The 24,421-nt window shown below is 48.7% G+C and carries 24 protein-coding genes and 1 pseudogene; 16 read left to right on the forward strand and 9 right to left on the reverse strand.

The annotated features are described in order from the left end of the window. Positions 1 to 15 precede the first annotated feature (15 nt). The 4 genes from asnB to hemA are packed head-to-tail and all read right to left on the reverse strand — an operon-like array spanning position 16 to position 4,690. Positions 16 to 1,872: an asparagine synthase (glutamine-hydrolyzing) gene (asnB, locus tag GSQ95_RS05945; protein ID WP_158894987.1), complete on the reverse strand. Its 1,857-nt coding sequence runs from the start codon at positions 1,870 to 1,872 to the stop codon at positions 16 to 18. Positions 1,873 to 1,890: 18 nt separating this feature from the next. Then, on the reverse strand, positions 1,891 to 2,961 hold the full coding sequence (locus tag GSQ95_RS05950; RefSeq protein WP_158894989.1) for a Gfo/Idh/MocA family oxidoreductase: 1,071 nt from the start codon (positions 2,959 to 2,961) through the stop codon (positions 1,891 to 1,893). Beyond that, positions 2,958 to 3,458, reverse strand: a complete 501-nt coding sequence (locus GSQ95_RS05955) for a GNAT family N-acetyltransferase (RefSeq protein ID WP_077171165.1) — start codon at positions 3,456 to 3,458, stop codon at positions 2,958 to 2,960. Before GSQ95_RS05955 ends, GSQ95_RS05950 begins: the two co-directional genes overlap by 4 nt. Continuing rightward, positions 3,458 to 4,690, reverse strand: a complete 1,233-nt coding sequence (hemA, locus tag GSQ95_RS05960; protein ID WP_158894991.1) for a 5-aminolevulinate synthase — start codon at positions 4,688 to 4,690, stop codon at positions 3,458 to 3,460. The genes GSQ95_RS05955 and hemA overlap by 1 nt, the downstream gene beginning before the upstream one ends. A 153-nt stretch (positions 4,691 to 4,843) precedes the next feature. Between hemA and GSQ95_RS05965 the strand changes: the two genes are divergently transcribed. Then, on the forward strand, positions 4,844 to 5,686 hold the full coding sequence (locus GSQ95_RS05965; RefSeq protein WP_158894993.1) for a helix-turn-helix transcriptional regulator: 843 nt from the start codon (positions 4,844 to 4,846) through the stop codon (positions 5,684 to 5,686). A gap of 318 nt (positions 5,687 to 6,004) precedes the next feature. On the opposite strand, the pseudogene GSQ95_RS05970 reads toward GSQ95_RS05965, so the two are convergent. After that, positions 6,005 to 6,449: pseudogene (locus GSQ95_RS05970) on the reverse strand (transposase); the annotation flags it as partial. A gap of 61 nt (positions 6,450 to 6,510) precedes the next feature. Here GSQ95_RS05970 and GSQ95_RS05975 point away from each other — a divergent pair. Next, a complete protein-coding gene (locus GSQ95_RS05975; protein WP_158894995.1) occupies positions 6,511 to 7,611 on the forward strand; it encodes an acyltransferase in 1,101 nt (366 codons plus the stop codon). A gap of 76 nt (positions 7,612 to 7,687) precedes the next feature. Here GSQ95_RS05975 and GSQ95_RS27070 read toward each other — a convergent pair whose 3' ends face one another. The 3 genes from GSQ95_RS27070 to GSQ95_RS05985 all read right to left on the reverse strand — a co-directional run bounded on the left by GSQ95_RS27070 (position 7,688) and on the right by GSQ95_RS05985 (position 10,597). Continuing rightward, positions 7,688 to 8,128 (reverse strand): hypothetical protein, encoded by a 441-nt coding sequence (locus GSQ95_RS27070; protein ID WP_372240085.1) that lies wholly within the window; start codon positions 8,126 to 8,128, stop codon positions 7,688 to 7,690. A 259-nt stretch (positions 8,129 to 8,387) separates the two neighbouring features. Further along, complete coding sequence (locus GSQ95_RS27075; protein WP_372240084.1) at positions 8,388 to 8,534, reverse strand: transposase; 147 nt, start codon at positions 8,532 to 8,534, stop codon at positions 8,388 to 8,390. Between the two features lie 233 nt (positions 8,535 to 8,767). After that, entirely contained in the window at positions 8,768 to 10,597 is a 1,830-nt protein-coding gene (locus GSQ95_RS05985) for a cellulase family glycosylhydrolase (protein ID WP_158894997.1), read from the reverse strand. Positions 10,598 to 11,406: 809 nt separating this feature from the next. Here GSQ95_RS05985 and GSQ95_RS05990 point away from each other — a divergent pair. From GSQ95_RS05990 to GSQ95_RS06050, 13 genes are all read left to right on the forward strand, one after another. Next, a complete protein-coding gene (locus tag GSQ95_RS05990) occupies positions 11,407 to 12,192 on the forward strand; it encodes an ABC transporter permease (protein WP_158894999.1) in 786 nt (261 codons plus the stop codon). Next, positions 12,192 to 13,442 carry an ABC transporter ATP-binding protein gene (locus tag GSQ95_RS26820; protein WP_158895001.1) on the forward strand — a complete coding sequence of 417 codons (1,251 nt, stop codon included), beginning with the start codon at positions 12,192 to 12,194 and terminating at the stop codon, positions 13,440 to 13,442. Before GSQ95_RS05990 ends, GSQ95_RS26820 begins: the two co-directional genes overlap by 1 nt. 102 nt (positions 13,443 to 13,544) lie before the next feature. Beyond that, positions 13,545 to 14,657, forward strand: a complete 1,113-nt coding sequence (locus GSQ95_RS06000; RefSeq protein WP_158895003.1) for a hypothetical protein — start codon at positions 13,545 to 13,547, stop codon at positions 14,655 to 14,657. Beyond that, positions 14,626 to 15,783, forward strand: a complete 1,158-nt coding sequence (locus tag GSQ95_RS06005; protein WP_158895005.1) for a glycosyltransferase family 4 protein — start codon at positions 14,626 to 14,628, stop codon at positions 15,781 to 15,783. Before GSQ95_RS06000 ends, GSQ95_RS06005 begins: the two co-directional genes overlap by 32 nt. A 25-nt stretch (positions 15,784 to 15,808) precedes the next feature. Further along, the gene (locus tag GSQ95_RS06010; RefSeq protein ID WP_158895007.1) at positions 15,809 to 16,696 is read left to right on the forward strand and encodes an FkbM family methyltransferase; all 888 of its coding nucleotides are present in this window, start codon (positions 15,809 to 15,811) and stop codon (positions 16,694 to 16,696) included. 3 nt (positions 16,697 to 16,699) lie between these two features. Next, a complete protein-coding gene (locus GSQ95_RS06015) occupies positions 16,700 to 17,437 on the forward strand; it encodes a glycosyltransferase family 2 protein (RefSeq protein WP_158895009.1) in 738 nt (245 codons plus the stop codon). An 11-nt stretch (positions 17,438 to 17,448) separates the two neighbouring features. After that, entirely contained in the window at positions 17,449 to 18,066 is a 618-nt protein-coding gene (locus GSQ95_RS06020; RefSeq protein WP_158895011.1) for a phosphodiesterase, read from the forward strand. A 1-nt stretch (position 18,067) separates the two neighbouring features. Next, positions 18,068 to 18,697, forward strand: a complete 630-nt coding sequence (locus GSQ95_RS06025; protein WP_158895013.1) for an HAD family phosphatase — start codon at positions 18,068 to 18,070, stop codon at positions 18,695 to 18,697. After that, entirely contained in the window at positions 18,694 to 19,407 is a 714-nt protein-coding gene (locus GSQ95_RS06030; protein ID WP_158895015.1) for a glycosyltransferase family 2 protein, read from the forward strand. Before GSQ95_RS06025 ends, GSQ95_RS06030 begins: the two co-directional genes overlap by 4 nt. Positions 19,408 to 19,414: 7 nt before the next feature. Then, positions 19,415 to 19,738, forward strand: a complete 324-nt coding sequence (locus tag GSQ95_RS06035) for a hypothetical protein (protein ID WP_158895017.1) — start codon at positions 19,415 to 19,417, stop codon at positions 19,736 to 19,738. 3 nt (positions 19,739 to 19,741) lie between these two features. Beyond that, positions 19,742 to 20,791, forward strand: coding sequence for a GDP-mannose 4,6-dehydratase (gene gmd, locus GSQ95_RS06040; protein ID WP_158895019.1), 1,050 nt, complete (start codon positions 19,742 to 19,744; stop codon positions 20,789 to 20,791). A gap of 14 nt (positions 20,792 to 20,805) precedes the next feature. Further along, the gene (locus GSQ95_RS06045) at positions 20,806 to 21,702 is read left to right on the forward strand and encodes an NAD-dependent epimerase/dehydratase family protein (protein WP_158895021.1); all 897 of its coding nucleotides are present in this window, start codon (positions 20,806 to 20,808) and stop codon (positions 21,700 to 21,702) included. Between the two features lie 5 nt (positions 21,703 to 21,707). Next, positions 21,708 to 22,844, forward strand: coding sequence for a glycosyltransferase family 1 protein (locus GSQ95_RS06050; protein WP_178118452.1), 1,137 nt, complete (start codon positions 21,708 to 21,710; stop codon positions 22,842 to 22,844). A gap of 10 nt (positions 22,845 to 22,854) precedes the next feature. On the opposite strand, the gene GSQ95_RS06055 is transcribed toward GSQ95_RS06050, so the two are convergent. Next, positions 22,855 to 23,961 carry a glycosyltransferase gene (locus tag GSQ95_RS06055; RefSeq protein ID WP_158895025.1) on the reverse strand — a complete coding sequence of 369 codons (1,107 nt, stop codon included), beginning with the start codon at positions 23,959 to 23,961 and terminating at the stop codon, positions 22,855 to 22,857. A gap of 185 nt (positions 23,962 to 24,146) precedes the next feature. Here GSQ95_RS06055 and GSQ95_RS06060 point away from each other — a divergent pair, with 185 nt between their 5' ends. Continuing rightward, entirely contained in the window at positions 24,147 to 24,371 is a 225-nt protein-coding gene (locus tag GSQ95_RS06060) for a hypothetical protein (protein WP_158895027.1), read from the forward strand. The last annotated feature ends 50 nt before the right edge of the window (positions 24,372 to 24,421 follow it).

Genomic DNA, 24,421 nt, shown 5'->3' on the forward strand with positions numbered 1-24,421 from the left:
CGGTCGCCCAAGTAGCTAGAAAAGCTCGACGCTGACGTCGTACTCGCGCAACCAAGTATCAAGCCCGACCGCGAGTTCCATACCCATGCGGTCATACATAGGCGAGTGGACGCCAAGGGGCCTTTCTAACGCTGCCTCTACACGGGTGAAGTCGAGGAAGGGGCGGACGGGCGCATTCGAGTCATCCCGGATAGCGGCTAGGGCTCTGCGTAGCTCCTGCTCGTAAGCGGGATCTTGCGTCGAGGGGTAGGGGCTCTTCACGCGCTCGACGATAGACGCTGGCAGAAGGTCGCGTGTCGCCGCGCGCAGAATGCTCTTTTCTCTACCGTCGAAGGCCTTCATCTGCCAGGGGATGTTGAAGGCATATTCGACCAAGCGGTGGTCACAGAACGGCACCCTTACTTCCAGTCCAACCGCCATACTCATCCGGTCCTTGCGATCTAGTAGCGTCTGTACAAAACGGGTCAGGTTGACGTAGCTCATCTCCCGCATCCGACGATCACCGGCGGCCTCGCCTGGCAAGCTGGGCGCCTCAGCAATAGCCTGCGAATAGCTGTCCTGTAGGAAACTCTGCATATCCAGATGTTTTAGTAAACCTGGATCGAACAACGTCTTGCCGTCGAAATATTTCTCCGTCACGGAAGTCAGCCACGGAAAAGAGTGCGCGTGGATGGCAGCTGGATCGTGGAACCAGCGATAGCCGCCGAACACTTCGTCTGCGCTTTCTCCGGACAAGGCGACAGTAGAATGCCGTCGGACCTCTTCAAAGAGTCGGTAAAGCGACGGCCACATATCGCCCCAAAAGGCAGGGGGTAGGTCCAACGCTCGGATAACCTGAGCCCGCAGTTGCGGATCGGCAAGTTCCCGACTGTCGAGGACGACTTCGCCATGGTGGGACTGGATCTGCTGCACCAAGTCCGTCACGAAGGGTGCATCGGCCGTGCCTCGAACAGCATCGCTTGCGAAGCCCTGGCCATGATCAGCGAAATCCAACGAGAAAGAACGGATGTTCTCTTTTCCCGCTGCAAGTAGCTTGCGCGATGCCAGCGCTGTGATGATAGAAGAGTCGAGTCCGCCTGAAAGCAGACTACACAAGGGCACGTCCGAAACGACCTGACATTTAACGATGTCTTCAAGTAGATCACGCGTGTGGCCAATGGTCTGGTCCAACGAGTGCTCGTGCTCCCGTGCTTCAAGCTTCCAGTAACGCTGCCGTTGCAGACCACTGCGGGCAATCCTGATCCATTCGCCGGGTAGCACTTCGCGCATGCCAGCAAAGATGGCCTGCCCGGGGGTTTTCACCATCTCAAGAATTTCACGCAGACCGTCTGCTTGAATCTTGCGAGGTACCAGAGGGTTCGCCAGCAAGGCTTTGGGCTCGGAGCCAAAAATCACGCCATCGGCAGTTGGAAAGTAATAAAGCGGCTTGACCCCCATCCGGTCACGGACCAGTAGCAGTTCTTGCTTGCGTCTGTTCCAGATCGCGAAGGCGTACATGCCATTGAGTCGTTCGACGAAGTCATAGCCCCACTCCAGATAGGCGTGCAGGACTACCTCGGTGTCGCTGCGAGTTTCGAACTGATGTCCGAGTGCTTGCAGATCTTGCCGGAGGTCCTGGAAGTTATAGACCTCGCCGCTGTAGGTGATGGCTACCGCTTCAGGGTCGTTGCCGAAGCCTGCCGTCATTGGCTGGCGACCGCCTTCGAGGTCAATGATGGAGAGGCGTCGATGTCCGAGTCCAATTGGTCCATCAATCCATAGGCCGCCCGCGTCAGGTCCTCGTCGCGTCATCGTTTCGGTCATGCGCTCCAAGATAGAACGCTGGAAGTTAAGATCTTGGCTGAAAGACAGCCAGCCAGTAATGCCACACATTGGCGGTCTCCTTTGAAATCAGCCCAGAGTTTCCAAATCACTCGTTTCCGGCAGCAGGCTGCGGTTCCCGTAAGGGACATAGCAGGCCGGAGCAGGGCAGCGGGCTGAGGACTCAATCAGGTTAAGCTGGTGCTGTAGAGCGATAGCCGTTTGCAGGTCGGCAAAGGGCTGTGAGGGCGTCTCGCGAAGGGATACCCATCGCACTACGTGGCGGCAGAGGCGACTCAGCTTGTGTAGGGTTTCGAGTCCGGGTTGGGCAGGGCTAAAACACTGTTCATCGATCAGTTGCTCCCGCCCTTGATCATTGCGCGTCCAAATTCGCAGATAATCCTGATCCCAGGACGGCGTATCGAAGACCAGTCGCGCCTGAATGACTCGCTGTTCTTGATCGATGAAGCTGAAGTCCACCGTGCGCTGACGCATGATGTTCACGAAGCTGGCATAGCCTGCGAGTGTGGCCTGGCCCAACGTTCCGGTGAGAGAGACGGTATCCAGCACGGAATGTCCGGAAATCGAGAAGTCCGAACGTACTCCGAGCACATCGTGAATCTGCAAAGGATCAGCAGAGGAGCAGATCCACGACACCAGATCCAGCGCATGGATGACTTCACTGGTAACACCGCAGGTGGGGCGGTAGTCATTGAGCCGGTCCTTACCCCAGTGAAAGCTGGCTCTCACCAACGACCAACCCTGTGCACTGATCTGCCGACGCAGAGATTGTGTGGCGGGTGAGTACCGTTCTACCAAGTCCAAGGCAAAACCACTCACCTGACTTAGCTGCTCGGTAACGAGTGTCAGGTCGTCAGCGGGAGTAACGAGTGGTTTCTCGCACAGCACGAAGCCACGATATCCGCTTAGCTCCGCCAAGATTCGTGCATGACTTTCATCGTTGACGCTGACCACGACGATGTCGGGCTCGAAGTGATGAAGCGCGAACGCCACCGTAGGAAAGAATGGCAGTTCTGATGCCTTGGGTTTCCGATCAACATACGCCAAGCGCAAGGGCATGCCATTACTAACGGACAGGTGTTCAAAGAAACGCCAAAAACGGTGACCGGCATAGCCCAGGCCGATGATGAGGATATTCATGGCCGCCCCTCCGCACGCACTAATAGGGCTTCGCCAGTCGAGGCGAAGCCGAGCATGTGGTAGAGCGAGGTAGCAGCGGCAGTAGTTTGCAGAGCTACTGAGTTCACATGGCGCGCCCTGAACCAGTCTAGGAGCCGCTGCATGAGTGCCGTTGCGATACCGCAGCGGCGCAGCTCAGGTGTTACGGCAACCGACTGAACCCAACCCGATCGGCCATTGAGACAATCCGGAGCCGGAGCACGGTCATCAATGATGCCTGTGGCGCAGCCAAGTATGGCTTGGGTGTGCTTATGTTCAGCGCATAGGATAAGTACCCGATCTGACCTTTCAAGACGGGTCCCCAGCCATAGCGGGTAGGCGCTGCGCCAACGCTCAATGTCTGCAGGTGTACGGCTGGCGTAAGGCGCTCCGCCGGCATCTAGTAGATGGGCTCTAAGCTCGATAAGAGCAGGAATGTCGTCAGGCGTAGCACGACGGATGTCGTAAGAGATGCTCATCACGCAACCTCCGCACCAATCCGTTGGGAGGCAAAAGGAATGGCGAAGTGCTCGAAGGTTTCCCGTAGGGCAAGGGCCAGTTGCTCGATCTGCTCATCGCTATGGTTGGGCGTTGCGTTAACGCGGAAACGTTCCGTGCCTACGGCGACCGAAGGAAAATTGATCGGCTGCAGATAGATGTGATGGGTTTGCAGAAGGCGTCCTGCAGCCGCTTTGCAACGCTCGGCATCGCCGATCAATACCGGCAGGATGTGAGTGCGTGAGCAGGGCATGACGGGGATGTCCTGCTCCAGAAGCTTGCCGCGCAGTTTTGCGGTATGCGCGTGCAGCCGCTTTCGCTCTACGTCACTACGCTTGAGGTGTTCGATACTTTTAAGGCAGCCCGCCGTTACCGCGGGCGGCAGAGACGTGGTGAAGATGAAGCCCGTTGCAAAGGAACGTACAGCATCGATGATGACGGAGCTTGCGGCGATATAGCCACCGATGACACCAATGGCTTTAGCCATAGTGCCTTGGATAATGTCTACCTGCTCCGCAATGCCTAGTTCAGCCGCAACACCGGCACCCCTAGGCCCATACATCCCTACCGCGTGTACTTCGTCGAGGTAGCTTAGAGCGTTGTATCGCTTGGCCAGTGCAACAATTTCTTTAACAGGTGCGACATCGCCGTCCATTGAGTAAATCGACTCGAAGACAATGATCTTGGGTCGGTCAGGGGAGTAGGTTTGTAGCAGTTGCTCCAAGTGCTCGAGATCGTTGTGCCGGAAGATATGGCGCTCATTCGAAGTTGAGCGGATACCGTTGATGATCGAGGCATGGTTACGCTCATCACTGATTACCACGCATTCGGGCAGCTCCCGCAGCAGACACTGCAGGGTGGCCTCGTTAGACCCGAAGCCGGTAGGGAACACCAGTGCCGCTTCCTTACCGTGCCAGTCGGCCAAGCTTTGCTCTAATTGTCCGTACAACGCATGGGAGCCCCCAATGTTTCGCGAACCTCCCGAACCTGCACCGTAGGCATCCAAGGCCTCGTGCATGGCGCTACGTACGTCGGAATGCTGGGACATTCCGAGGTAGTCATTGCTGCACCACATTACGACCGCTGATTGCGAGTCGTCGGCCAAGCGGGCCAAAGGGTAACGACCACATAAGCGGTCCAAGGTCGTAAAGGTGCGGTATTGGTTGGCTTGTTTCAGGGCTTCCAGCTTCTGATGCAAAAGCGTGTTGTACATCGGTGTGACTCCTAGGCAGTAATAGCAAGCGCGTCTATTTCTCCTCGCGCGACAGCCCTGACGTGAGGCACTCGGCGCCAGGACGCGCTATTCTTCGCACCCTTTTGAGCCTGTTACAATTTGGTTGCTTATACTGTTACTAGGAGTAATGGCATGTCGGCGGCGCGGTCTTTCGAACGTTCTCGGATTGAGCTTGCTGAGTTTCTAAGAAGCCGCCGGGAGCGGCTGACACCTGAAGAGGTTGGGTTGCCTTGCGGTGGGCGACGGCGGACACCTGGGCTACGGCGTGAAGAGGTAGCGACGCTGGCACGGGTGGGTCTTAGTTGGTACACCTGGCTCGAACAGGGCCGAGAAATCAGCGTGTCCTCGACTTTTCTGGACAATCTATCCCGTGCACTCAAGCTCGATGCCACGGAGCGTCGTCATCTCTATCTACTCGCCCAACAGCGGCCACCGTGTGAGCCCGGCAGGACGTGGTGCGTAGTTCCACCCCTGATTATCCGGTTGATAGAGGATCTGGATGCCCGCCCGTCCTACGTCTTGAATCTGCGCTGGGATGTGTTGGCTTGGAATGACGCGGCCGACCGACTGTTTGGCTTTTCGGAGCAGATCCCTGAGCGACGTAATTTGCTTTGGATGCTGTTTACGTCCAAGCGGCTACGCCAACTTCTCGATCCATGGGAGGGCCAGGCAGTCCAAATCTTTTCGAGCTTCCGGCGCGATTTTGTTCAGGGAACCCAGGACGCAGACATCGTGGGACTGGTAAAGGACTTGGAGCGGGTAGCCCCAGAATTTTGTGACTGGTGGAATCGCCAGGACATCCATGGGCCCTGCCAAGGGATTCGATACTTCCGACTCGATGGGATAGGCCAGATGGTGTTTGAACACACGACGCTTACAGTAGATGTGGACCGCCATCTACGGCTGGTTTACTACGCTCCACAGAAGGATGGAGCACAGGTCGCGACGTTCGAGCGCTGGCTGAAGGAAGGGTAGAAAGATGCTCAATTCACGAAGCCAAGTGACTTGGCTGCAGAGTCTCCATGACTAGTTGGATCTTGGCGCGATTGGCCGGCGTTTTGTTTTCAATTTTTCTTTGACTTGAAGGGCCATACTATGGTCAAGGATTGCGAAAATCTCGTTGGCGGTAAGCTGATTACTCTGCCATTAGGGAAGCTCAGAGCAATTTCGCCAGAAGGATCTGACGGACGCAAAAATACCGAGATCACGTCCAAATTTTAGTAGTCGGTGCCCGCGCGCACGGCCAAGCGGGGCTTTTCAGCTCGTTTTTCCGTTCTAAACGGGCAGCTTGCCCTAACCCATCACGTGTTTTCGAGCCATCCATAGGTTCGACAACGCGAACAGGGTCTTCGGTCGCGCCGCGTTCTTCACCAGCCCACGTATCACGTTTGCAAGTAGCCGAACTGGCACTTGATGACTCGAAATGGGGGCGACTTTCGCCCGGATCTGCGCTTTGGTGCGTTCGATCCGTAGCTTGACCTTAGATCAGGCTGCGTTTGGGCAAGGTAGTACGTGCTGCGTCGCGCTGCAATCCGCCAGATCACGGCACGCCCGGCATGCTCTTCTCGCCCCCGGTGTAACCGGCATCGGCATACACCGCGCGCTCCTCGCCATGCAATAGTTCGGCCACTTGGGTAACATCCGCGACGTTGGCTGCAGCGCAGTGAACGTGGTGCACCAGCCCCGACTCAACTTCGGCGCCGATGTGCGAATTCATTCCAAAGAAGTATTGCTTGTGGTTTTTGTTAGGGCGATAACTGGGCTTTATAAATTAGGGGGTTCCTAGAAAAAGCTGTACAATGGAGCAGGCTTGTCAGAAAGATGATTTATTCCAAAATACAATTTCTAAAATTAATGAGTATTCTGTGGAAAGACTTTCAGGTTTAGACGGAGCTAGAGGCGTCGCTGCGGTGCTAGTAGCGTTTGCGCACTATTTTATTAGTGTATACAAGTTCCCTAGTGAATCTCCACTAGGATTTTTTTCATCCTTTATAGGTAGCTACGCGGTAGGCCTGTTTTTTATTACAAGCGGATTTGTTGTAGCATCTAGTGCGCATAAGAGCTACGCATCGGATTTTTTTGTAAGAAGGATTTTTAGGCTTTATCCAATTGCAATAGTCGTAGTTGCTATAAGAATGTTGGTAGAGTTTGATCTTGGCAATGTAAGAAATCTTGGCTGGCAAGACTTTGCAATAAGCGCTTCGCTCTTTGGTTCAGACTTAGTGCCTAACGAAGCGCTGGTCGAGCCAATCTACTGGACGCTCTCAATAGAAGTAAAATTCTATATTATAGTAGGGCTAGTGTATTTCTTATCAAAAAAACTTGGCGCTGAGGTCTTGCCATCAATATTTATCATATTCAGTCTTTTGTCGGTAGGCCACACATATATCATGCCACATAATTCACAGTGGCCTTGGGCCGTTTCATTTGGTGTTCTGGCATCAACACTTCCAATGTTGATTTTGGGATGGATAACTTGGTTATATAAGTCTCAAGCAATAGGTAATGCTTATTTTTATGCTGGACTCTTGTGTGTCTTCCTGTCGTTATTAAATGCGCCTTACCCAATTTACTTTTCACTAGACAAAGGGGCCCCGAGCTGGCTTTTATCAGCGCTGACATTTTTCTTAATTCTAAAAGATCCATTCTTTTTGAAGTTTCTAAAAAATAGACTGTTCGGATTTTTAGGAAAAATATCATATCCTGTTTATGCCATTCATAGTTCATTGATAATTCTAACAATTAACTATCTTCCGGGTGGCATCAATGGATTAATTATGGTAAGCATTTTTTTTGGGTTGCTACTGCTTTGTTCCTGGTTTCTGAATTTTTCAGTAGAACAACCAATGATATCTCTTTCGAAGAAACTATTAAAAATGAAATTAAAGAAGTTTGGCTGATATCGTTAATAGTTGACTATTGTTAACGATCAAGCCGGTGAGAAATCTTTATTCATTGAATATTTAAAAGCTAACCTTAAATATTGAGCCTGCTAGGCTCTGTACGAAACATACCGGCGTAGGCAGCACAGCGTGCAAGCCAGCGTGACCATTGCAGCGAAACTTTTTTGCTAGCTTTTCGTAGTGAGCGCCGATACTGCCCCTCTCCTTCAGCCAGCCGAACATCCGCTCGATGGTGTTGCGCTACCGGTATTTCAGACGGTCGAAAAACCTTGACCTTGCGTTTCATCGTTCGCAGCGGAATCAAAGGACGCATCCGGTAACGGTCGCAGTACTGGCTCGAGTGCTCGGCATCGTAGCCCTTGGCTGCCAGCAAGCAGCGGCAGCGTTCGCAGGGACGCCCTAATTTGGCAAGCATGCGAACATTATCCAGAAGAGCCTGGGCATTCGAAATGTCGCTAGCCTGACCCGGTGATAATACAAAGCGTAGGGGGACGCCTTTGGCGTCGCAAACCATATGACACTTAGCGGTCAAGCCACCTTTGCTGTGTCCCAGTGCATGGTCTACCGGCTCTTCTGGCCCCTAGCTCCAGAATCGACTCAATTTGCGTCTACGGCGGTGGAATCAATCATCCGGTGTCCAGCTCGATCAGCCCTTTTCTGATTCAGGCGAGCATGTAAGCGCTCGACAATCCGATCAGATGTACCGTCATCTCGCCAATCATGAAACCGTGATACACCATCGACCAGGGACCGAACCGCTCTGGAAGGTCGCACTAGGCGGCGCCTGAGCACAGGATCCAGAAGATGCCATTCAACATCAGCAGGTCATCACTACGAGGTCGCCCTCTCTTCTGCTCAGGCGAAACAAGATCTGCGATTAGCTCCCACGCTTCATCCGGGAACTTGTAACGCTTTGCCATGCGGCCCTCCGGCCCGTCATGGCAACAATTTTACTCGTAGGATTTTTCGTACAGAACTCAATATCCAAAACCCTTATATTTATGGCATGTTCTTGACACGGCCAAGCTTATACGCTTGCGCTGGCCTGAATGAGGAGCGCTGCAATAATGGGGTTTCAGGATAGTTATAACACTCAGCTGGAAAATAATATTTTCCCGTATCTATTAGGAAAATGAGTAAGAGAATACAATCATTAATGCTTTGATTGGTACTCCGCGCTTCCTATTATCAGCGACCTTACAATGTCCATGCTCATTGATCCACTTAGCACGTTATTCGTCCAGTACAGAAGCCCTTGATTATCTGCTTCTCTTGTTAAAAGCGTCCTATATAGATTCTTAATCGAGTTTCTAACTTGAAATTCTCTGCTATCTCTTATGCTGGCTACCGTAGACTGCTCGTTCATTTTATTCCCCATAATTAATGAAGTCCAATACGCGGCTCCCTCGTCGTCTGCATTTCTACCCAAATTTTCAATATAAATATTATTAACCAGTATGACCGTTTTATACTCTTGCGAATTTTTAATGGATTCTATTACTTCCGGAATGGTCATCTTCCCTGTCGCTATCAGAGTTGTCCAAAATAAAATCCCATCATTATCGCCAGGGCGCTTGAGGTAAGTTTGATAAATAGCCTTTACTTGTAAGCGTGCACGATACTCGTCACTAGATAAGATATTTGATACAACCTCCGCCATTGTTAAGCTTCCATCCAATACACGCGCTGTCCAATATGTTATTCCTTCGGGATCACCTGTCCGCCCAAGATAGTCTATGTATATCTTTTTTATCGTTGCTCTTGTTTGATACTCTCGGCTTTGAGTAAGTTGGTTAGCAACGTCCGATGGCGAACTTATTTTTTGATCTATTAGGCTCGCCCAATAAGCCAAACCTGCAGGGTCAGCAGCGCGTTCCAATAGAGAAAGATAAAGTTCTTTTACAAGTGAGAATGAAGATGGGCTTGTAATACTGCTCTGTCTAGACACCAAGCCGAAGCCTACACAGTTCGTTGGCTCGAGATATTTTTTAAGAACAGCCCATTGCGGACGATCATTACCGTTAACGGGTTCTATAGAAAGATTGTAGCTGCCCCAACCCGGCCCCGCCGCCCAATAAAATGCAGGCACGCAGTTGCCTCTCAAATAATCTAGCATCTTGTCCATTATGGTATTCCATCGGGGATCGCTATCTGGAACACCAAACTCCCCAATCATTCCCATTTTTCCGTTCTTTCTCAACCATTCCACGAACGGTCTTACCCTTTCTATTCCGTAAGTATCAGGCAAGGTATCGGCGCTAGTATTTGAATACACCCCGCCTCCTCCTTCACCATCAAAATAACTGTGAGCCTGATAAACAATGAGATTAGAGGGGTCCTTCAATGCCAATAAAGAATCGTTCCATTGGGGCCAGCGGGTAGCCTCTGCCCATCCATTACCCTCTATTAATATTGGTCTTATACTATCGATAGATCTGATACCGTCAATTGCATGCTGCGCTGCAATGGGCCACTGCGTAATAGCATCGTGAGGTTCATTCATCACATCGTAAGCATACAACGAAGGCTGGCTGCTCCATCGTAACGCAACTTTTGTAATTAGGTCTTTGTAATTGCTGTATGAAACATTGCCTGTACCAATTACTACGCCGCGGTATCGCATGTAATTGTGTATGTCGAGGATAACCTTGACGTTATATTTTTGAGCATATCCGAAAGTTCTATCTATAAGGCCTGCATAGGTTGGATCAAAAGGTCCATTTAAAGTAGGTTGTAGTCTTTCCCATAGGATAGGAAAGCGAACCTTCCTCACTCCTCGAGCACTCCACTGACTAAAGTGGACTTCCAATGGAAAGATAAAATTCCTTTCGTTTACTCCTGGGAGGGACTGAGGAGCAAAGCCGGCGCCAGAAAGATTAATACCAATCAGTTGAGCGGTTTCGTCCAACGCCCAGCTCTGTTGAGTGGCTAAAAGCATAAAAACTATCGCGATGTTTTTTGAAGATTTGGCTAGACTGAACATCTATTTCACCGATAAGTACGTTTCAATGTATCTCCGATACCTTGTGTATCTGAATTGGTAGAGAAATCTTTAATTTTTTCAGACGGATGGCTCAGAAGAGACCGAATCGACTGAATTAGGCACTCATGGTATAGGTGCCTAATCTTTAGGTTATGAGGTCATGAAATTATAGGAATGGTACTTTTTCTTTGAACGGATAATTGATAGCTGGGCTGAATTTATCTGTATCCGATAGCTAAATAAAAAATTACTTAACTATGCGCCCCGTGACCTTAACTCTTAGGCCGCCATTCAAACGAAACTAATTATCGCCTTTCTTAATTATAGTTAATCAGCGTTATGGGTGCTATTTAGAACTGATATATATTCGGCTCGCGAGAAGGGCTGATAAGACGGTTTGATTCGATAAATGAATAAGCGCTGTGAACTTAGCTGAGCATCGGGCTGATTTGCTTTTTAAAACCGATTAAATAGGCATGATTCGATTTCAGACGAAAAGTTTAAAGGCCGATAAAAATTTCAGCTGAATCAGTTTTGTTTATCGCCTACCGCTTTAAATACAAAGAATAAATAAATTTTTAGGTGTAATTTTTTTATAAAATGCAGTCAAAAGCGCTCGATTGGTTTTTTATTAAATAGCCTGTAGAATGATGGGGAATTTTGAGGTGCGCTTGTCGCGCTGGTGATAAGGATAACGCGAATACTACAATATAAATGCTGGATTAGCGCTGGTTATCTGCTCAGATATTACATCTGAGATAGTTAAGCTATAGATATTTAATCAATTATTTGGGCGTAGGAGGCTTTAGGTGTTAAGAACTCTTTTGAATTATCAAGGATTCATATTGGGTAGCGTGAAACGAGAGTTTGAGTTGAAATATAAAAGCTCAATGCTGGGTGCAGCATGGTCGATTATTCATCCTCTTTCACTGGTAATTGTTTACACACTGATCTTTTCACAAGTAATGGGTGCACGCCTTCCAGGTGTGAACAACCCTGTCTCTTACAGTATATACCTGTGTAGTGGCTTGCTAACCTGGAACTATTTTGTGGAGATAATAAGTCGTGCGCAAAATACATTTATAGAGAACGGCGCCCTGATAAAAAAACTAAGCTTCCCAAAAATTTGCCTTCCTGTTGTTTTGTTAATTAGCGCAACTATTAACTTCACAATAATTTTTGTAATTTTTATGTTGTTTTTGGTGCTGTTTGACTATTTTCCAGGTGTGGTAATTATAGCGATATTGCCTGTTCTAATGGTGCAAATATTACTTGCAATAGGGCTTGGTATAACACTTGGCGTGTTAAATGTGTTCTTTCGAGACATAGGGCAGCTTTTCAACGTTTTCATTCAGTTTTGGTTCTGGGCTACACCTATAGTCTATCCAATAAATGTTCTTCCGCAGTGGTTCAAAAATGTAGTGGATTTGAATCCTATGACCGCAATCATAAGAGCCTATCAAGATATAATTCTTTCAGGTAGTTTGCCAAATATCTATACATTACTACCTTCCCTGTCATTAGGGATATTATTTTGTTTTATAGGTATTATTATGTTCCGCAGGCATGTCGGTGAAATGGTAGACGAATTATAATGGCTAAGATAATAGTTAAAGACTTAGGGAAGTCTTATAAAAAGTATAAAGGACGTTGGGGGCGTCTGTTACATTGGCTAGGATTTTCAAATAAATTCGAAGAGCATTGGGTACTAAGGCATATAGACCTAGAGGTTGAAGCGGGTGAAGCAGTTGGCCTCATAGGCGTTAATGGGGCGGGTAAGAGTACCTTGCTTAAGATGATAACAGGTATCGTAAGACCTACTGAAGGTTCTTTCTCAATCGAAGGAAGAGTTGCAGCGCTGTTAGAACTAGGCATAGGGTTTCATCCGGAGTTTACAGGTAGACAGAATGCTATAATGTCCAGTCAGCTTTTAGGGTACTCCGCAAGTGACATAGAAAGAGTACTTCCAGAGATCGAATCATTTGCGGAAATCGGAAGCTATATTGATAGCCCTGTTAGAACGTACTCTAGTGGTATGCAGGTTCGATTAGCTTTTGCTGTGGCTACGGCTATAAGACCCGATATTTTAATAGTAGATGAAGCATTGTCTGTCGGCGATATTCAATTTCAACAAAAATGTGCGGAAAGAATAAAAACTTTTAAACAGAAAGGTACAACTATTTTGTTTGTTACTCATGACATGAACGCGTTACACAGCCTTTGCGATCGAGGAGTGGTCTTGAGTCAGCACGGCTGCGTTTTTCAAGGGTCCACTGCTCAAGCCGTTGAAGCATATTTTGATTGTCTCGCACGGGACAAAGCTAGCGGAAATGAAGAGGTTCTTAATGATATAGAGAGTCTCCAGCCAAACACTCCTGCGCCGATTATTACACTCAGCGGTCTACACAAATATATTGACTATTACGAGTTAAAAAACAAAGATTTACAAAGTGTGAGCGTAATAAGCGAATCAGAAGCGTTCTGCCTTTTAATAAAGCTTAAAAATCTAGCTGGTATCGACGATCCGCATTTGGGATTCCGGATTCAAGATCGACTAGGCTTAGTTCTCTACGAGACTAATACCTATTGCCACGGGATTTCCCTCGGCAAGTATGTTCGAGCAGACGGAACAGCGATGCTGAAAATAGAGCTGTCCAATAGCTTATCAATGGGCGAGTATACGATTGCTTTTGGTTTGGAAAGCCAGGGTTATGGAGATGGCTTGTTCAAAAATGTATTATGCATTACGGAAACGGTAGGGGCTTTCACAATTATCCACGCTAAAGACGCCGCCAGATGGGCTGGCTCAACTAATATGCGGCCCAGCTTCGACTTTGAGGTTTGAATGAAATCTATATCTCCTTTTATTAGAAATCTGCACGACACAATATCGGATGGGCAAAAGGTATTTTGGATTGGATGCAATCCGACTGTCCAGTGCACTGCGATGGATATTACCTCTGGATCTAACTGTCGAGTATGCGAATATCATCATCGTTCCTTTGATTCAGTATGGATTTTCGAAACGCCTATCTTTGAAGTGGCAGTCGATTGGCGGCTGGTACTCGATGAAAGTATCAGGTTACTAAAAGAACACGGTACTTTAGTAATTAGGTCTCGAGATTGCGAGCATGGAACATTATTTGAGTTAAAAAGCTATCTTCACCGCTCTCATTTAATAGACGTTACGTTAGAGATGCAATATTCCTCAGAAGACGGGACGACGATCAGCGTTTATAAGGTCTTTAGGAAGTTTTTTAAAAGTTATACGGATAAGAGTTGGACAATAGGGATACTTTCTAATGGCGCAAAGGAAAGTAATGTAAGGAATTTGATTGATAAACTTCATAGTTTGAATTCAAATTTGGAATTCATTGTGTGCGGTCCAGTCTTTGAATACACCGAAGCTTTTTCAGTGAAGTTTATCGATGTAGATATCAACGACGCTTTGCCAAGAATTGGTGAGAAAAAGAACAAAATTATCCGAGCCGCAGCTAATGCGAATATTGCTATCTTCCATGATAGATACACGGTAGATGAAAGCTTCTTCGAAGGCTTCGATCAATTCGGTTACGACTTTGACTATTTAGCAGTGCGTCAACAGTATGAGAGCGGTAAAAGTTATCCTTCCTATGTGGGTTTTCAAAAGAAAGAGCTGAGATGGCAATCTCCATCTTTTGCGGATGATACTCGAGCGTTGTTTAACACACCGTTTGTTAACGGCGGAATAATTGTTGTAAAGCGCCATCTAGGAATAGCCTTTAATATAAACCCACTCCTTCTTCATAATGAGGCAGAAGATGTCGAGTACGGATATTGTCTCAGTGCGCTCGGCGTGATCCCTAGATATAACGTCTTTTCTTTGGCGACTACTGTAGGAACTCCTGAGGACTACACAAAGACCTTTCAGAAAACAGACGTAACTGAGGCGGCGTCAGATACCCAAAGGTCATTGGCTGCTTTAGCATTGAAGTTTTGGATAAAGCTCTCGCCTGACCAAAGGGCAAAAATTAAAAAAAGTAGGATTTATGGAAAAGTTAAAAGTATGCTTTTTAATTGATGATGGAATTATCCGGTCTCACCACGGGGTTAGAAGATACATTCTTTCGCTTTCAGATATTCTATCTAGTAGCTATGAATGCGAAATCTTTGTCGCTAAGCGTCATGTGTCAGGGCGCTTCATAAATTGGAACAAGTTGTATTTTCAAAAAGTCGATTATAGGGATAACGGATTTAAAGAAAACAGACTTGTGGGAAGAAACAAGCGGGAAATAATTTCCAATATTCCGCTTGCGTTTCAGCATAGCGAAGCATTCAGTGCTAGCGAGATCGCATCAATAAACTTTGGATGCAATCTACCTGATAGCTATGAGTTTGCTGTCGTGTGCGCGCCGTGGATGTTAACTGCTGACCTCTTGCTACCAAAAGCAAGAAAAACCTTTTGTATTGCGTATGATGCAATTCCGAACATCTATTCAATCAAAAGGCCCGGAGATGTAGGATTATTAAATTTTGCTAATGAGCATGCCCGCGGATACCAAATAGCTGAGACAAAATTGGATGGTATTTTAGCAATATCTGAAGACTCAAAAATGCAATGTGAGTCAATAGGGTTCGGGCGTGTTAAAGAGATATCAGTAATACCTCCATTTTTACCCGCTGGTTTTTCGGGATTATCGCCTAAAAGTGCGAACAAAAAAAAGCAGATAATATTGGCAGCTCCCTTCGATTTGCGAAAAGGGCTGGAAGCAATACCTGATCTAGTCAATGCTAGCGGAGCCGAGTCCCTTGTTATTTTTGGATCAGTGCGTTGTGACATTAGTAAGGTATACGAGTTTTACGACCGGCTATTAATGGATAATGTGGAATGGTGGTCATCTGTTAGCTATGATAAGCAAATAGAGCTTTATACCGATTCCCATCTCTTACTATTTCCGTCCTTAAATGAAGGGTTAGGGCTTCCTGTTCTTGAAGCCTATGCCTGTGGAACCTCGGTTCTTGTTTCAAACATCAGCCCGCTTAACAAAATTGCCTTAAAAGAAGATGTACTTAGTGACGATTTAGACGCTAGCAAAGCGAAGATTGCTGATCGTATCTCCTCTAATGCTGACCATAGCTTTCTTGCTAAATATGCAGATAAGGCGTGGGGTAGAGCAAACCTAGAAGCCGTATGGGGAGCTTTCTAGATATCGACTTTAATAGGACAACATCATGCCTACAGACCTAATTCTAGACATAGGGGCCAATATAGGCCAGTTTGGCTGTGAGGTTGGAAGGTTAAATCCAGATAAAAATGTTATCTGTATCGAGCCAGTTCCAGCGCTTGCAGAAACAATTCAACAACGACTTGCCGAATCGTGCTTATCGAACGTATCTGTAATCCGATCAGCAGTAGGACTCCAGGAAGGCGTTGCTGATTTTAACATTTCGAAGCGTGGCGATTGGGGAATATCAAGCCTATTGAAAATTAGTGTTAATAATGTTCAGGGTGATGATTATTGGTCTAGTCGCTCTGATCTTATTTACGATGAAACGTTTGAGGTAGAGGTTTCATCACTGGAGCGCATTTTAGACGGCGTAGATTTTGATCGAATTCCATTCATTAAAATAGATGTTCAAGGGCGGGATCTTGATGTCCTTAGATCGGCGGGGAAATATCTCTCTAAAATAGAGGCTGGCGTGGTTGAGGTGGTTTCTACGCTATCCTGCTCAATATACGAGGATGTGCATGACGATCTGCGCTCGTGCTTAAACTATCTTGATGAGAACGGATTTCAGGTTTCCTATATTAAGCCAAATGATCCCGCTGCAAATGAATTTAATGTATTTTTCACAAAGGTGGGTTGTGATCTAAAGGTTGTTGAAAGGGAGCTAAACCTCAGAGGATTGGAGGAATATGACGGAAAATTTTTTTGGCATGCATTTAGCGATAGCCCCAGATACGCTGATGATCTGCACAAAAAAATCATTGAGGAAAACGAACGGCTTTTAGCTAGAATCAGTGAACTAGACAGTGAAATAGTAAGACTCGATGCCGAAGTTAATAGGCTGAATATTGAGATTGAGTCAAACTATATTTTAAAGGAAAGTCAGGAGTAGATTATGCTAAATATTGTGATACCAATGGCAGGGCGCGGGAGCAGATTTTCAAATGCAGGTTATAAGCTTCCTAAGCCATTAATAGATGTTGGCGGAAGACCGATGATTGAAAGGGTGGTCATCAATCTGACACCTCAAACCGATTTTCGTTTTATATTTATATGCCAGAAAGAACACAATGATAGATACAATTTGACACAGATGCTGACTGATCTTAGTCCTGGTTCAATAGTTATTGACGTCGACGGAGTTACGCAAGGCGCTGCCTGTACTGTTTTATACGCAAGAGAATATATAGACAACAATAGCCCTTTGATGATTGCTAATAGTGATCAGTACGTTGACATAAGTATTAGCGATTATATTGATCAGATAAGTCGCAGGAATTTGGACGGTCTTCTAATGACAATGAATGCGGATGACCCAAAATGGTCGTTCGTCGGATTAGACGATGATTCAATGGTGACAAGAGTTGTAGAAAAGGAAGTCATATCTAATGAAGCAACTGTTGGTATTTATAACTTTGCGCATGGTTCTGATTTTGTTCGCTGCGCCGAGTTAATGATAGCGGAAGGTAATACGGTTAATGGAGAGTATTATGTTGCGCCTGTCTACAATTCTTTAATTGCGGAAGGTAAGCGGGTTGGCATTTATAACGTAGGTAGCGAGGCCCACGGTATGTATGGATTAGGTATTCCTAGCGACCTTGATCTTTTCTTAAGCTTAAACATTGTTTCGTAGGAGACTATCGTATGAAAATATTGAGTCATAGGGGTTTTTGGAGAAGTGCCGAGGAGAAAAATACCTTGAGCGCGTTTGAATTCTCCCGTGATAACGGCTTCGGTACGGAAACTGATGTTCGAGATTTAAATGGACGCTTGGTCATATCTCACGACATTCCAAATCAGGACGCGCTGGACTTATCCTGTTTTCTAGAAGTCTTTGCAGGAACTGATTTGCCCGTAGCTTTAAATATTAAAGCAGATGGGCTTTCTAGTGCGCTTGAAAAAGCTGTATCTGAATATGATTTGAAAAATGCCTTTGTTTTTGATATGTCGGTCCCGGACATGAGGTCTTACTTCAAAACAACGTTACGGGTATTCGGCCGTTTTAGCGAGGTCGAGCCAGTAGTGGCGTGGGTAGATAGCTGTGAGGGTATATGGCTTGATGCTTTTGAGTCAACTTGGTATACCTCAGATGACATAAAAAAATTATTAGATTTGAAAAAGCACGTTTGTATAGTTTCGCCTGAGCTGCATTCCCGTGGATATGAATCTGTTTGGCAAGACTTGAAAGAACTAAGTACATACGAAAACCTAATGTTGTGTACCGATCACCCAGATAAGGCTAGCGTTTTCTTTGGAGTCTGACATGATCAAAGCTATAATTTTCGATATGGATGGTGTCCTTATTGAAGCAAAGGATTGGCACTATGATGCGCTGAATAGGGCCCTTGCTCTGTTTGGTTTTTCGATTAATCGATATGACCATTTGAAAACATATGATGGGTTGCCAACGAAACGAAAGCTAGAAATGCTTTCTATTGAGTCTGGTCTGCCAGTGGAATTGCACTCATTCATAAATGAGATGAAGCAGGCTTATACAATGGAGCTAGTTTATCAGTGCTGTAAGCCACGGTTCAATCACGAATATGCACTTTCACGGTTGAAAGCGGAAAATTATAAGTTGGCGGTGGCCTCAAATTCTATAAAGAATACAGTCGACGTTATGATGCAAAGGTCCATGCTTGATAAATATCTTGATGCTGTCTTGTCTACAGACGACATATCGCGTCCTAAGCCGCATCCTGAAATTTATTTGGCAGCCATGTCGAGGCTTGGTGTTCAGCCCGGGGAATGTCTCATCGTTGAGGACAACGAAAACGGTATTAAAGCTGCTCTAGCTTCCGGTGGGCATGTCATGGCAGTAAAGGAAGTTAGTGACGTCACATATCAAAACATATCGGCTAGAGTCGCGGAGATTGAGGGCGGTGCACGATGAATATCTTACTTCTAGCGGCAGGCCCTTCCGATATCGATTCTCATGATGGAGCTTATCCACTTTGTCTCGCAGAGTTCGATGGGGTACCTCTAATTCAACACATTATAGAGTCGATTTCCCCTCTTGAACCCTCAAATCTAATGGTGGCCCTGAAAAAAAATGAGATTGATCGCTACCACTTAGATAATGTAGTAACTATGCTTTCCCCGAGTGCTAAAGTTATATCTGTACAAGGTGAGACTAAGGGAGCAGCTTGCACAGCTTTGCTCAGCATAGGGCATATTGATAATGATGAACCCCTTTTAATTATAAATGCAAATGAGTTTCTAACGTTTGACTTTAACGACGTTATTGACGATTTTCGCAAGAGATCTCTAGATGCTGGTGTTGTTACTTTTTCGTCAATTCATCCGCGATACTCGTACGTGAAGCTGTCTTCTGAAGGCTTCGTTATCGAGGCATCAGAAAAAAATCCAATCAGTAAAAACGCTACAGTTGGATTTTATTGGTTTAAAAGAGGAGCCTTTTTTGTATCTGCAGCGAAAGGAATGATTCGAAAGGATGCGAAGACAAATGGCATATTTTATATCTGTCCTGCATTAAATGAGCTTGTATTGAATCAGCTCGTTATAGGGACGTATCAGATAGATCTGGATGATTATCATCCTTTCAAAACTGAACGTCAGCTGATGCAGTACAACGCCGGATGAGGTTTTTATGAAAAATTATGAATTGTCGGACATGATAAAGGGCTGGTTTGTTGGGGGGTTTGACCCCTCGGCTTACAAGACGCAAGATTGCGAAGTCGCGGTAAAAAAGTATAATAAGGGCGATTTTGAATCGGAGCATTTTCATAAAGTTGCGACCGAGATCACTTTGATTGTTTCTGGGACGGTAAGAATGATGGGTAAAGAATGGAACGAGGGACAGATTATAGTTCTGGAGCCAGGTGAGGTTACCTCATTTGAAGCTATTAGTGATGCGGTCAATGTAGTGGTAAAATTACCCGGTGCACTCAACGATAAATTCATTGTGGAATGAAAAATGGCTAACTTTATCGGGTCAAACGCTCTAATCACAGGCATAACGGGGCAGGACGGCGCTTATCTGGCGCAGCTATTGCTCGATAAGGGGTATACCGTTTTCGGTACATACCGGCGTACAAGCTCGGTGAATTTTTGGCGTATTGAAGAAGTTGGTATCGCTAATCATCCGAATCTGCATTTAATTGAGTATGATCTAACCGACCTTTCGTCTAGCATTCGTCTGCTGCAGACCACCCAGGCTACTGAGGTCTATAACCTCGCTGCTCAGAGCTTCGTAGGCGTGTCCTTCGACCAGCCGGTAACCACCGCCGAGATCACCGGCGTAGGCCCGGTGAACTTGCTCGAAGCCATCCGCATCGTCAATCCCAAGATCCGTTTCTACCAGGCATCCACCTCGGAGATGTTCGGCAAGGTCCAAGCCATCCCGCAGATCGAGAGCACCCCGTTTTACCCACGCAGTCCCTATGGTGTGGCCAAGCTTTATGCTCATTGGATGACCATCAACTACCGCGAGTCCTACGGCATCTTTGGTACCAGCGGTATCCTCTTCAACCACGAGTCCCCCCTGCGCGGCCGCGAGTTCGTGACCCGTAAGATCACCGACAGCATCGCCAAGATCAAGCTGGGCAAGTTGGACGTACTGGAGCTGGGCAACCTCGACGCCAAGCGTGACTGGGGCTTCGCCAAGGAATACGTCGAAGGCATGTGGCGCATGCTGCAGGCCGACAAGCCGGATACCTATGTGCTGGCCACCAACCGTACCGAGACCGTGCGCGACTTCGTCAGTCTGGCGGCCAAGGCCGTGGACATCCAGCTGGAATGGAAAGGCGAAGCGGACAAGGAAGAAGGCTATTGCACCCGCAGCGGCAAGAAGATCGTCGCCGTGAATCCGAAATTCCACCGTCCCGCGGAAGTGGATCTGCTGATCGGCGATCCCGAGAAAGCCAGGCGCGAGCTGGGTTGGGAGCCCAAGACCACCCTGGAGCAGCTCTGCCAGATGATGGTCGAGGCTGACCTGCGTCGCAACGAACAAGGCTTCTCGTTCTAACTAAGGGGATAGGCATGCCAACCGCTCTGGTCACAGGCGCATCGGGCTTCACGGGACGCTATCTCATCCAAGCGCTCAAGGCGCGGGGATTCAAGGTAGTCGGATTCGGTAGCAGTGCTACCGGTGCGGATGTCACCCTGGCATGCGATCTCACCGACAAGGCAGCGGTCGCCGCTGCCGTAGGTCAGACGCAACCGGACTGGGTCATCCATCTGGCGGCGCTGGCCTTTGTCGGACATGCTGATCAGGAAGCCTTCTATCAGGTGAATCTGTTCGGCACCTTGAATTTGCTGGAGGCGCTCGGCGCACTCGAGCGCCAACCTCAGCGTGTGTTGATCGCCAGTAGCGCCAACATCTACGGTACTCCCGGCATCGAGGTGATCGACGAATCCGTCTGTCCGGCGCCGGTCAATCACTACGCCTGCAGCAAGCTGGCCATGGAGCACATGGTCGCTACCTGGTATGAGCGCCTACCCATTGTCATCACACGGCCGTTCAACTACACCGGTCCGGGCCAGGACGAGCGCTTCCTCATCCCCAAGATCGTCGGTCATTTCGCACGTGGCGAGCCAGTAATCGAGCTGGGTAACCTGGACGTGAGTCGAGATTTCTCCGATGTTCGCGATCTGGCACAGGCCTACTTGGGGCTGCTAAACAGCGATTATCGCTCCGGTCCCGTCAACGTTTGCTCGGGCAAGGCAACGGCGCTACGAACCATCATTGAAATGATGGAGCGCATTGCTGGTTATTCGCTAGAGGTCCGGATCAATCCGGCTTTCGTTCGGGCCAACGAGATTCCGACGCTGCGTGGCAGTGATGCACGCCTGCGCGAGGTGGTAGGGACCAGGGATCTGATTCCTCTGGAGCGGACGCTCCAGGATCTCTACGCGGCCTTGGGGGGAGGTCGTTGACCACATTGAACGTCGGGTTGGGCAGCACGGTTTGGTCCTCTGGGGTGGCCAAGGGGCATCTCGATGGGATCGGCATCTATACCCGGTCGTTGTCCCAAGCTCTCGCAACCCGCTCGGACGTCCAGGTTCGCCCCTATACCTTCGGCGTAGATACCCCGCTCCTGGATTGCGGTGTGCCAGTGAGCCTGGCGCCGCATTTCCCCAAATTCGTTTTGAAGAACGCGCTGCTGGGTGCTGACCGCAGTGTCGACCAGCGATTGGCGAACGAAGTCGATATCTTTCACGCACCCGATCATCACATTCCGCGGCTCAAGAATGTGGCGATGGTGGCCAGCGTGATGGATCTGATTCCGCAGATTCATCCCGAGTGGGTCACGCTCAAGCTGCGTAGATTGAAGAACTGGCTGTTCAATCAGAGTGTGGGTTGGGCCGATCAGGTCATTACCATCTCTGAGTACAGCAAGAGCGATATCGTCAGGCTGCTGGGCATTGCGGAAGAGCGGGTTCATGTCACGCCGCTCGGCGTGGACGCGCAGTACTTTGGCCGGCAATCCGACGTCGCGCGCGAGGAGGTGCTACGCAAGCATGGCCTGGAGCCTGGCTTCTTCCTCTTCGTCGGTACCCTGCAACCGCGCAAGAATCTTGCAGCTGTCCTCACTGCCCACGCTCAGCTACCTGAGACCCTGCGCAAGCGGCACCCCCTGGTCGTAGTCGGACGCAATGGCTGGCGTGCCGAGACCCTGGTCGAGGAACTGCGTGCCCTGGAGGCCAGGGGGGAGGGCAAATGGCTGGAGTATCTGCCGCAGGATGAAGTCATCGCCCTGCTGCAGAGTGCGGCTGCCCTGGTATTCATGTCCTTGTTCGAAGGCTTTGGTCTTCCGGCTATTGAGGCCTTCGCCGCGCGTTGCCCTGTGATCTGCTCCAACACCACCTCGTTGCCGGAAGTGGTCGGTGATGCAGCAATACAGGCCAATCCGCAGGAACCAAGCGCCATTACTCAGGCGATGCTGGAGGTGCTCGACGATCCTCTGGCAGTTCGCCAGCGAGTAGATGAAGGCGAACGGCGCGCTTGCGGCTACACCTGGGGCGCCTGCGCCGCCCGAACGCTAGAGGTGTATCGCCTAGCCCTGCAAGGCCGCTAGGCCCCTGATATCAGGCAAGGGCCTCGCGGTATACCTCGATGAGCCTAGTGGCCATAATCTCACTGCGAAAATGCGTCTCGAAGCGTGCCCGGGCGGCTTGCCCGAAGCGGGTCCGCAGCTCGGCATCTTGCCATAGTGTTATCAAGCCCTCGCGCATAGCCGCAGGCTCCGGTCGCACGCCGATCCCAGTCTGGCCGTTTAGATTGATTTCGCTCATGCCCGAGCCAATCTCGCAACTCAGCATGGGTTTGCCGTACATGGCCGCTTCCAGTAGTGCCATGCCGAAGGCTTCGGAGCGCAGGTGCGAGGGGAAGACGAAGCTCTCACAGCCTGTGTAGAGCGCCGCCAGATCTTCTTCGCTTTGACGCCCCAGAAAATGACAATTCTTAAGATCCAGCCGCTCGCACTGTGCACGCAGCGCCTCGCCTTCCGGGCCGGCACCCACGATCGCCAGGGGGTAATCCAGCCCTTGGAGCGCTTCGAGCAGCAGATGCAGACCTTTGTAATAGCGCAACACCCCTACGAACAGGAGATAGCGCGGTCCGAGGCGCTGGCGCCAGCTTGCGAGCCGCTGCGGACCGGCCTCCGGATAGCTGGCAGGATCGAGGCCATAGGGAATCACCCGGACCTTGGTGCCCAGACGCTGCAGGGTAGGGCTGGATTGGCGATAGGGTTCGGTGGCCGCGATGACGCAGGTTGCGTTGCCCAGGAAGCGTTGCATCAGGGGCGTATACAACTTGAGTAGATGGCGTTGCTTGACGATGTCCGAGTGATAGCTCACTACATAGGGCTTGCCTGGCCGCGTCAGCAGCTGCAAGACGTCCATGAACGGCCAGGGAAAGTGGAAATGCACCAGATCGACAGCGCGAGCCTCCTCGGCGAAAGCCCGGAAGGCTGCCAGGGACAGCCCGGTCGAGGCGAGGTCGAGATCCTGCTTGGCCCTGCGGACGGGAATACCATCCACTTCAAGACGTTCCGGATCCGGATGTGTGCTGAGCGTCAGAATCCGGTGATTAATCCCGAAGCCTTTCGTCGCCAGGCATATCTGGCGAATCACATGCTCAATGCCGCCATGGGTGTCAGGTAGATACGTCTTGAAGACATGCAGAATACGCATGATCGATCGAGGCCCAAAAGGAACGCACCCTATCACAAAGCAGTAGGGAAGATCTTCGAGGGATTTTCGTAGAGCCTGTCGACCACTCTTGAAGTGGAGCTGTTAGCCCGTTTTCAGGAAACATACCGTGCTCTTCTTTAGAAGAACTATGTGCTGTTGTTCAAGAAAGCGCCAAAGTGTTTTCTATGAGATTTCATGGATGTGCTTCTGCGATAAGTGATCGCCTGCCCTTAATCGGGGTTGTTTCAAAAAAGATAAAAGATCTTTTTGATGAAATTGATCTGGCAGACTTTTATTGGTCAGTTGACACGGTGGAGTTATTGAGTTTCATCGAAAATAGAGTGGCTGAATTCAAAGCCAATACAGATAATGCCTATGGTTGTGTTAAATCGTTCGAGCCAATACTCTAGGCTCTGTCTGAAAAGTCGACGCGCCAACAGCGATCGATGCAGGCCAGGGT

Origin of the sequence: Pseudomonas sp. BAV 4579 (assembly GCF_009765395.1) — a bacterium.
Lineage (GTDB): Bacteria > Pseudomonadota > Gammaproteobacteria > Pseudomonadales > Pseudomonadaceae > Chryseomonas > Chryseomonas aestiva.